Origin of the sequence: Haladaptatus cibarius D43 (assembly GCF_000710615.1) — an archaeon.
Taxonomy (GTDB): Archaea; Halobacteriota; Halobacteria; order Halobacteriales; family Haladaptataceae; genus Haladaptatus; species Haladaptatus cibarius.
Map to the genome: position 1 here is coordinate 1 of NZ_JDTH01000009.1, position 9,191 is coordinate 9,191.

Annotated in this window: 10 protein-coding genes; 2 read left to right on the forward strand and 8 right to left on the reverse strand. The window is 52.5% G+C overall.

The features are described from left to right. The 3 genes from HL45_RS17700 to HL45_RS17710 all read right to left on the reverse strand — a co-directional run. Window positions 1-279 (reverse strand): hypothetical protein (locus HL45_RS17700; RefSeq protein WP_144240126.1); only part of this gene is annotated, 279 nt, incomplete at its 3' end. 255 nt (window positions 280-534) lie between these two features. Beyond that, window positions 535-2,124, reverse strand: coding sequence for a rolling circle replication-associated protein (locus HL45_RS17705; protein ID WP_049972549.1), 1,590 nt, complete (start codon window positions 2,122-2,124; stop codon window positions 535-537). 561 nt (window positions 2,125-2,685) lie between these two features. Then, entirely contained in the window at window positions 2,686-3,066 is a 381-nt protein-coding gene (locus HL45_RS17710) for a hypothetical protein (RefSeq protein ID WP_049972550.1), read from the reverse strand. Window positions 3,067-3,552: 486 nt separating this feature from the next. Here HL45_RS17710 and HL45_RS17715 point away from each other — a divergent pair, with 486 nt between their 5' ends. Both HL45_RS17715 and HL45_RS20960 read left to right on the forward strand, forming a co-directional pair. After that, a complete protein-coding gene (locus tag HL45_RS17715; protein WP_049972551.1) occupies window positions 3,553-4,029 on the forward strand; it encodes a hypothetical protein in 477 nt (158 codons plus the stop codon). Next, complete coding sequence (locus HL45_RS20960) at window positions 4,026-4,169, forward strand: hypothetical protein (protein ID WP_158413722.1); 144 nt, start codon at window positions 4,026-4,028, stop codon at window positions 4,167-4,169. Before HL45_RS17715 ends, HL45_RS20960 begins: the two co-directional genes overlap by 4 nt. Before the next feature lie 729 nt (window positions 4,170-4,898). On the opposite strand, the gene HL45_RS17720 is transcribed toward HL45_RS20960, so the two are convergent. From HL45_RS17720 to HL45_RS17740, 5 genes are all read right to left on the reverse strand, one after another. Next, window positions 4,899-5,834 (reverse strand): hypothetical protein, encoded by a 936-nt coding sequence (locus tag HL45_RS17720; RefSeq protein WP_049972552.1) that lies wholly within the window; start codon window positions 5,832-5,834, stop codon window positions 4,899-4,901. A gap of 100 nt (window positions 5,835-5,934) precedes the next feature. Then, window positions 5,935-6,114: a hypothetical protein gene (locus tag HL45_RS17725; protein WP_049972553.1), complete on the reverse strand. Its 180-nt coding sequence runs from the start codon at window positions 6,112-6,114 to the stop codon at window positions 5,935-5,937. Window positions 6,115-6,129: 15 nt separating this feature from the next. Next, window positions 6,130-7,005, reverse strand: a complete 876-nt coding sequence (locus tag HL45_RS17730; RefSeq protein WP_049972554.1) for a hypothetical protein — start codon at window positions 7,003-7,005, stop codon at window positions 6,130-6,132. Beyond that, on the reverse strand, window positions 6,992-7,576 hold the full coding sequence (locus tag HL45_RS17735; RefSeq protein ID WP_049972555.1) for a hypothetical protein: 585 nt from the start codon (window positions 7,574-7,576) through the stop codon (window positions 6,992-6,994). The genes HL45_RS17730 and HL45_RS17735 overlap by 14 nt, the downstream gene beginning before the upstream one ends. A gap of 48 nt (window positions 7,577-7,624) precedes the next feature. Then, window positions 7,625-9,154, reverse strand: coding sequence for a hypothetical protein (locus tag HL45_RS17740; RefSeq protein ID WP_049972556.1), 1,530 nt, complete (start codon window positions 9,152-9,154; stop codon window positions 7,625-7,627). Between the last annotated feature and the right edge of the window lie 37 nt (window positions 9,155-9,191).

Consider the following 9,191-nt stretch of genomic DNA (forward strand, 5'->3'; position numbering starts at 1 on the left):
AGACGCCCACGGGTCGTATTGTGTTACAAGGTCTTGAATCTCAGTGAGGAACGCATGAGCGACCATGAGAACGCCCGTGAAGGAGACTAAGACCCACTCAGCTTGGTGATAGTAACGAGGGTCACGAGTCCCCGAAGACGCAAAGACAATCGCGTACGCCCCGAACGAGAGCGCGAGGGGGAGGAATTTGTATTTGGTCATGTAGTCGATAACATCATTCGCCAGTCCGGTCATGACGAGACCGCACAGAGCGAAGAACATCAGAGCCGTTGCGGTCATGATGTTCAGGTCCATGTAGGCTTGTAGGCCTGTTTTGTTTCGGTGTGCCATACTGCATTAGACACTCAATGTAACTAGTTACTTATAGGAGCAAGTAGGCGAAAGTGAAAGTGAAAATAGACACAGTGTGTAACAGTGCTGGAGAGACAGACAGAAACCAACATAGCCATATCGGGAAGGCGCGGCTCACCGATGGGCGGGGCTGGCAAACAACGCCAGCGCCGCACCACGTCGAACGCTCTTCCCTATCCAGTATCAGGATGTCGCCCCTTCGGAGGATAACGGAGGCACACCTAACACAGTTGCATTTTGGACGACGTGAAGCGGTATCTGTTCGTAGCTTGCCGCACCTTTGAACGTCCAGCGTCCGAGGTCGAAGTCCGAGGGTTCCCCGGCGAAATGGAGCAGGTCCGAGACGAGCGAAGCCCCGAGACCGTCGATTTCTTCGAGGTCGTCACGCGAAGCGAGACGGATATGCGACAGTGTGTGTATTCCGGCATCTTGGAGCCGTTCGAGTTTCGTTTCCCCGAGACCGGGAACGTCCTGTAGGCAGTCGGGATTAGGTTCTTTGAGACCGTGCGAGCAGTCCCAGAATTGGCGACCAGTCGCCCAGTAGAGAGCCATCTTCCAGATTCCGCACTGTTCGTAGTCATACAGCGGAGAACCGTCTTTTTTCGCGCCGATTTGCGCGCCCTCAAGGTCGGTGACTTCGTTGAACTGTTCAGTTACGCCGATTTCGATGTTTTCGAAGGTTTTAGACAAGTAGTCGCCCAGATACGCCTTTGCGTTGAAGTTTTCTTGCTGTTGCTTGTTGTGATGTATCCACTCGGAACCACGGTTAGACAGTCTGTCGCACCAGACCATTTCGCCGTGGTCGCAGTTGGTCGCCCAGTAGTGAGAGAGCCACGAATGCGGAACGTAGCGGACACCGAAGACGACGACGTGAAGATGAGGATAGCCTTTTGTGGTCCATTCCAGAGCGCGGATGTAGTCGAGGCGGGAGTCACCGCCGTACCGATTATTGAGCGTTTCGAGCAGTTTGCCCCACGCCTTGAAAATCCCGTCAGTCATGGCCTTGATAGAGTCGTATCGGTTTGGGTCGGTCGTGAGGGTTAGGTGTACACCATCTGTGTAACGGTCGGTAGCCCTGTCCCACGCATTGTGGTATCGTCGCCACTGGTCAGCACAACGTTTCTCGTCGTTGAAGCGGGTGTGATAGGGCATCAGCATATAGTTTTCCGCAGGCATCGTTTGGTCTTCGAAGATGAGATGTTTGTCTTCGATGGAGTCGAGGTAGCGCAGGTACGGACGAGCGACGGTTTGCGCGGTCTCGACGGAGTGGATTCCGTCGATTGCAGAGACGAGGGAGCGAGTGAATTCTTTGTGTGATAGTTGCAGTTGGCCGGAAACGGTGTTTTTGGGACTCTCGAGGGCCTCAGTTGGCTGTTCAGCATTCCGGTTGGAAATTTGCTTACCGAGGTCAAGTGAAAACGCCTCTAGGGACGGCTGTGCCGAAATTTGGGGGCCAGAGACGTTGAGAACCGCAATGTCGGACGATTCGAGAAACCGCCGAGTGGCTTCGTAGTCTTTCGTGGAGTAGGTCCGTCCTTCGGACGATATGTCACCAAAGAGGCATTCGCAGAGACGGGACAGAGGGACGCCAGAAGGGTTATCGAGCAGGTATTTATAAACGCGCGTCCAGTCGTGAGCGCGGTCGAGGTCAGACCAAGGGAAGCGGACGGGAGTAGTTGTAGACGTAGGAAAATCTTGCCGGTTATCTCGGTGGTTGCCTTCGAGACCGTCCAAGATTCTCCCGACCGACCGGGAGTGATTGGTTATGGACATTTAGACACACCGTGTAGAAAGGATGTAGTCAACCACGAGGTAGATTAGCACGAACCACAGAAGGTGGTAAAGGGAATGGTCAATTTGAGCGGCTTGTAGAATCATTGACGATTCACCCCCGCACGTCGTCGGGCCGCTCTCAGCTTATGTTCCTGTTGCCGTTCTGACCGATACGCAGAGCCTTCCCGGTGGCAGTCGAGACACTGGTTAGACTTGGCGTAGACAGTTTGTTTAGAGTTGATACAGTTTTCCCGACAGTGACGACAGCGGTAGGCCGTCCAGTAGTCAGGGTCAAGTTCTTCGCCGAGCGAGGGGGTAGATTTATCAACGGTACGACCTTCGTACTGCTTGCTGGTTTCGGACATGGGTTGAACACAGTTCCGAAGCCAGCACCTTGCAAGGAATCGTGAGTTCCTTGCTTTACTCGCTTTTGACACGAGCGCGGTGTTGGCTTCTGATTATACACAGCATGAGACTAAGGGTACTTAAAGATGTATCTTCAGGTGGATATGTGTGTTTTTGAAAAGGAGAGCGTCGCAGGAATCAGCTTACACAATGTGATTAGTCGTGTCGTTGAAATCTTACCTCGAAGTCCCAGAAATCGTTTGCGTCTTCGTCTTCCGCTTCGACTTTGCCGCGACACTTGACGCCGAGCCAGTCGCCCACGTCGAGACCGACACGGGAGACTTTCGAGTTAACGACAGTCGTACCCCAGAACAGTATAGGCTCATCGCCCGAAATTCCGAGGTCTGCGTCTTCTTCGTCGGGTTTGAGCTTGTAAACAGTCGAACCGTGTTCACCGCAGTTCTCTTTGATTTCGAGGATTTCGCCCGTAACGATAGCACCGTTTTCCTTGATTTCGACCCAATCAGGCTCTTCGTTGGGGTTTGCGTCCGGTACTGTTCGGGCCTGTTCGAATCTTGCATGACCAGATTGTGACATACAGAGAGTAATAGTAGACGGTTTGTATATAAAGTGGAAAGTAGGCGAAAGTGAAAGTAAAAATAGACACGTTGTCTAACAAAGCCCCTACGTCTGTCGATGGCCGCGATACTGAAGTGGACTCTGTGGGTCGTAGCGTCCTTGAGGCATCGGGGCACAGTCGAACAGTCGTAGCCCCTTGTAATCCCGCCCAACAATATTTGTCGAGCAGAGCGGAACCGATGGATACACCAGGAGTCGAGGAACGCGCTACGCGCGACAATGAGGGGGTTAGACCCCCTCAAACTCCCCCTTACACGGATGGCGCTCGCTCCGCTTCGCGTTCCCTCACTTCGTTGCGGGTACGGGTCGGGGGACAAGCCCCCGCTTCCGCCGAGAACCGCCTAACTGCGGAAAGTAAGGAATGGCTACACAGAATGTGTATCAACGATAGAATATACACAGAGTGTGTAAAGACTTAAGTAGACAGTGTGTGTAGTCAGATGTATGGTAGCTCAGAAGGCTGTCAGAAAAGAATCATTCCCGAACCGAGGCGAACTATGGGCGTTGGACGACGGAGAAGTTTACGTTTGGTGTCCCGAAGGCAGAGAACCCGGCGTTCAGCCGAACAGTTTCGGTAGTGGTCAGAAGCTCCTCGACCACGCAGACAAGCACGACGAGGTGATTGAATGGGGGAGAGAACTCACAGGCGACGGGCACGAGGCGAAGGCCCACATTTGGGCCGAACTCCACGCGGACCGACACAGCAAGATGGACTTTGATACGGCGTTGCGAGAGAAGCGCGGCATCATCAAGAGCGAAGAACTAAAGATTCCCGTCCATATCGCCATCTTGGGAAAGGCGCGAATCGCGGCGTATCTGTACTGCCACGACGTAAGCGCGAACTGGATAGGGTCAGAGTTGCAGGTGAGCAAGCGAACGGCGAAGCAGTACATCAGCGACGTGAAGCGGGGCGTAAGATGAGTAAACAATATGTGTACCTGTACGCAGTGTTTTCGGACAAGACCGGGAAGATATACCGAACCGAGACGGACGACGAGAGCGAAGCACTCGAGAAAGTAGAACAGTTAGAGGGAGTGGAGGAGGCAGTAGTTGTAGAATGAGGTGTAAGAGATGTGGAGGTTTCGTTACGTATATCGGAGTGAGGTACTGCGTACGGACATGGGAGTGTCCTAAGTGCGATGTGTGGATAGAAGAGAATCAGGTTAAAGAGTAGAGTTCGTTAAACGACTCCGCCCACCGGCCACCCCCGTTGAGGGGGTTGGTGGGCGGGAGGGCGCGACAGGTTTTTTAGAAAGTTGGGGAAGAAGAGCGGTCAGTGGCGAACCGAACGGAGGGAGACGGTGGGGAAGCAGTCGATTCACGAATCCTCGACGAAAATGCAGAAGTGAGACGAACCAGCGAGAGCACCCGAGCCTCAGATTTCGCTTTGGTATCTCGCCTCGACCAACGGTGAGGGACTCGGAGAAGATCAGGGCGGGACGGGTCGGCTTAATCGTCGAATGAGTCCTGCCGGGACGGTCGCCTCAGTCTGGGCTGTCGTTGCCAGCTCGTTCTCATTCATCACCTGCTCGCTGCACCTGCACTCACCACGCTCCGCTTTCACTTCGTTCAGGATTCATTTGGTTGAGCCAGCTGGTTCTTCTTTCGCCCGAATGTCCACGTTCCGAGCATCGGCACAATCCGGGCGGGCACTTCTTTCGACGATGATAGCTTCCGCTTCCGTTCCTACAGATAACTTTCCTCGTTTCCTACCGATGGTGAGGCTCGATTTACGATTAGGTCTCACAACAAAGTTGTTCAATCAAAAACGCGAAATCGACACCCTTCGTCTATTCTGTGATTTTGAACGTAGCCGTTTCGTCCGGGTCGTAGGAAGCCGCTACCGGAGGCATCGGTTTTAGAGTAAATTGGTGACCGAACGGTTCACCTTCTTCGATACCGTCATAGAACTCAGCCGAGTAAACATCGTCCTCGAGGTCGCGCGCGTCACGAACTTGCCGGATGAAGTGGGTTGAGTGTTCCCGAATCGCGGGGGCAATATCGTGTCCACTCTCACGGTGACCGATGACGAACATACGGAGACCGAGTTTTGATTTGAATGTGACGATGTGGTAAAACGAATCGTTCACTTCGTAGTTTTGAGTTTGCGCGTTTGCTTGTGTAGACATTTCGTCTAAGATTGCAACCACGTCCTCGTGCCGGTCTGCGACCGCCTCGAGTTCGGAACGCGATTCGACGGAGTAAGTCCGTTCGTTAAGGGATGATTCTTCCCATTTGAGAGAGGTGATGTTTGTGGCAAGCACCGCGTCCGGTTGGTCGCGGAGATGGAGACCAGCAGAGACGAGCGCAGAGTTAGTTTTGCCGCCGTCAGTCCCACCGGCGAACGTACCGAGGTAGCCCGGACGACGGAGATGATGAACGATTTTGCTAAAGAGTTGTGCGGAAGAAAAATCCGCGTTTCGATGGGTGAGACCAGTCAGCCAGGAGAGTACAGCTAAGTTCCCTTCGCGGACAGCACGAGACGCAGTAGGCGAGCCGTGAGCGGCAACGAGATTTTGACAGTATTTGGTCTGTTCGAAGGTCGAGGGGAGTTTTCCGGTGTCGTCTAACTCCCGAATAGAGGAGTACCGACGTTTGTAATGGAGGTAGCGATAGAGCGCGCGCCCTTCGAGGAAGGGAGCAAGCGGGTAGAGTCGTTGATTTTTCGTAAGTCGTCCTTCGGCAACTTCGCGGAACTCAGCGGAGGCGATTGCTTGGTCAGCCATCAGAGACCACTCCAGCGGATGTAGAATACTGTTGCTAAAGCGACACCGCAAACGAGCAGGAGAGAGCCACAGATAGCCCACCAGAGAAGGAGCATATCAGTCATCGCCCAAGCACCACCGCAAGGAGGAGAAGACCGAGGATGTAGCCGACCATCAGGAGACCGACCGGAACGCCGAGGGCAGACTTACACAGTATGTCTAACTCTGATGGGAGGTAGCTTTTGCACGCCCATGTTTGCAGGTCGATACCGAAATACATGATTTGTGTAGTGATGTTCATTGATACACAGTGTGTTTAGTCGTCAGCAGTCGCACGTTCGAGGTTCTGAATCCGCTCCTCGATGGGAACGTTCGATTCTTGAATGTCGTAGGAGCCAGCACGCTCCCGTTTTTTCTGTTCGTTTTCGTCGTCGTCGTCACCCGTGGTTTTGTCTTTTAAGTCCTCTTCATCAGCATGAGTGTCCAAGTCCCAAGAGAACGGATTTGCACCACCAGTGGCGAGGAAGTTGTCTTCCTCTGCGCCGAGAAGGAGGGCATGACTTAGACGGTCTGTGTTTTCGAGGGTACGCATAGCCCGACCAGCACGCGCTTCGACGCCAGCACGAGCGAGGGGAACGAGTCGTTTTCTCTGTTCTCCGAGTGCGTAAACGGATTCCTTGAACTCCTGTGTCGAGATTTCCGCTTCCCACGTCGATTTCAGGATACGTTGAGCGAACGTTTCCTTTTCGCCCGAGTCACGGTCAAGCCGTTCGCGTTGTTCCCATGTGTGTCCTTCCGCGAAGTAGATGGTTTCACCCGTCGCGCGGGCGCGACGAGTGGCGAGGTCGTCACCATCAATTTCGGCGTCAGCGAACTCGTTAGGATGGAGATATTTTAGTCCCCACTCTTTCCCTTCAGGGTCGAGCAGGACAACGGGAACCTCAATTCGTCGCTGGTAACGCCATGCGAACAGGACGCAATAAGTCACGACGAAGGGGCCAGCCGTGAGCAGGACGAGCAGGACGAGGATGATAGGCCGCATTGGAAGGTCGATGTACCAGAGTACCCCGAGCAGAGCCAAACAGCCAAGGCCGAAGAACAGCGGGATGTACGTAGCTTTCAGCACGTCCACCGCTAGCTCTAAATTCGATTTCTGATACCGAACCGGGAGGTCGTCGTCAGTGTTGGTCATGCTCGCCCCCTTTCATCTTGCGAAGAGCAAGGAACGACAGCGGGAGACCCGCCGCGAACAGCACGAAGACAGTAGAGCCAGCAATAGCGGCATCTGTGGTAGTCGGTTTACCGGGAAGCAATCCCTTCGAGTCATTGGGAGGTCGAAGCGGTTCACTGTATAGCGTTTCAGGAGTACCGATAGCGATACCCATAAACCCGTCCCGAACGGTGATTTGCCACTCGATTTCGTTACGTCCTTTGTTGAGGTCGAATTCTCGAATCGGAACGTTACCACCAGCCAAGAACTTACCAGAATCGGTTAGCTGAACCTTCTGGTAACGCTCAGAGTACAAGACGAGTGTTAACCGTCCTGAATCGGTCACTGACGAATGACACAGACGTGTGTATTCATCTATCGTTTCTACACAATCTGTTTGATTTTGAGACACGACAGTAACCCCGAAGTCAGGGCCAGTAGTCGAATTGTTTTGAGATTGCTGATACACAGTTTGTGTATTGTCGAGAGCAGTAGCAGGAGCGGTCAGTATGAACAACGCAAGTATCAACTGTATGAACTGGTTACGAATCATGGTTAAACAATGTGTGTATGGTTTGATTAGGAGTTCGAAAGCGAACCGTTACGGGAACGGCGCTCTCGGACGAGACATGACAGCGAACGCGCCGACTGCGACGATTGCGCCCCCACCAAGGAGGAGCCACATCGTCGGGAGACCCGAATCAGAGTCACCACCACCGCCGCCAGTGTTCGGTTGTCTGTCTTCGAGTTCTTGCGTCAACGCAAGAATGGACTCCATCTGTTCGAGGAGTTCCGAAGTGTTTGAGGTCTGGTAGACATACTCAGTGGTCCCTATCGAGTCGATATTACTGCCATCCTTTGCAGTCATCTCGGAGATGGTGAAAGGAGCAGTCAAATCAACTTGATGTCCATCTGTCGTTACCACGAAGACAGGACCAGTTATGTCAGCAGGGTCGTAAGTGACACCGGTTTCCCATGTACCATTTGGAGCGGATTGAGCCATCACGATACCCATGTATTCGTTCTGACCAGCAGAGACGGTCATCACACCAGTCCCGTTAAGGTCAGGAGTGTCAAGACCCATTGACGACAGAGCGGCAATAGAATTCCACATTCCAGCACTTTCGTTACCGGATTGAACACCGTACTCGAACATCATAGTCGTCCTTGAGATGACATCAGTCGAGTTGATTGTTCCAGCCTCAAAGTCGCCATACGTGTTATTGACGAATACATTAGCTTCTGACTGTAGTTCCGAGTTGAGGGTTTCAATCTTCGTGAAATGTTGATTTGCCTGATGGAAATCAACAATCACCACGTTATCCTCATAGTTCGAGTTAGGTGGTTTAACGTAAACTTTGCTAAAGTTAGCTTCCTCTGCACCATTATCATAGGTGAAAGAAGCATAACCACCACCCGGATATGCTGGCTCTTCATCATACGTTAAGTCAGGGTCTGCACGGGTATCAATGCCATAGACCTCAAGGGCTGTAACATTGGTCGTATTCGAGTTGACAAGCGTTACAGACCGTTCAGACGTGTTACCGTCCCAGTGGTATTCACCTTGGTAACTGGTATCAGTATAGTCTGCAACAACGTAATCAGTGAAACCTTCCTGAACGGAACGCTCTTGAAGGTATACAGCCGAGGAGACCGACGCATTGTAAGAGTTGAGTACTTGTTTCTGTTTTGTAGCGTAGTACTTCGAGATAGCTTCTCGAGCGGCAATCTTAGCCTCTGCCTCAGAGCCACCATCTTCGTAAGTTTGTGCGATGGCTTTTTCCGCCTTCATCCACGCGACAGAACGAGTATCATTGAGATAATTACCCATCGTCGTCTCAAACGTATCACGTTCAGCCTTCTGTGTGGTTGCGGCAGAATAGATATCTAACTTTGTTTGATTCGATTCTGCCTCTTGAACAGAATGAACAGCGGCATCAACTTGAGCATCTACAGTACAATGCTGGTTAGTGAGACCGAAAGTGAACCCATACGTAAGGGCATCCAGATAGCCACACTCAGCAGTATCATCATGTGTAGCCGAAACCGTCCCAGTGCCCGCGACAAGCGAACCCGTCACGACCAGCACAAGGAGGAGGAGCGATTTTAGACGATTCGTGTATCCAAGCATAGGAATCACTTAGCCAGAATCGCACCCGTAACGGTAC

Excerpts from the sequence above, each read along its gene's own strand:
- HL45_RS17735 (WP_049972555.1), bottom strand. The coding sequence starts at position 7,576 with ATGATTCGTAACCAGTTCATACAGTTGATACTTGCGTTGTTCATACTG.
- HL45_RS17720 (WP_049972552.1), bottom strand. The coding sequence starts at position 5,834 with ATGGCTGACCAAGCAATCGCCTCCGCTGAGTTCCGCGAAGTTGCCGAA.
- HL45_RS17740 (WP_049972556.1), bottom strand. The coding sequence starts at position 9,154 with ATGCTTGGATACACGAATCGTCTAAAATCGCTCCTCCTCCTTGTGCTG.
- HL45_RS20960 (WP_158413722.1), top strand. The coding sequence starts at position 4,026 with ATGAGTAAACAATATGTGTACCTGTACGCAGTGTTTTCGGACAAGACC.
- HL45_RS17715 (WP_049972551.1), top strand. The coding sequence starts at position 3,553 with ATGGTAGCTCAGAAGGCTGTCAGAAAAGAATCATTCCCGAACCGAGGC.
- HL45_RS17730 (WP_049972554.1), bottom strand. The coding sequence starts at position 7,005 with ATGACCAACACTGACGACGACCTCCCGGTTCGGTATCAGAAATCGAAT.
- HL45_RS17710 (WP_049972550.1), bottom strand. The coding sequence starts at position 3,066 with ATGTCACAATCTGGTCATGCAAGATTCGAACAGGCCCGAACAGTACCG.
- HL45_RS17725 (WP_049972553.1), bottom strand. The coding sequence starts at position 6,114 with ATGAACATCACTACACAAATCATGTATTTCGGTATCGACCTGCAAACA.
- HL45_RS17705 (WP_049972549.1), bottom strand. The coding sequence starts at position 2,124 with ATGTCCATAACCAATCACTCCCGGTCGGTCGGGAGAATCTTGGACGGT.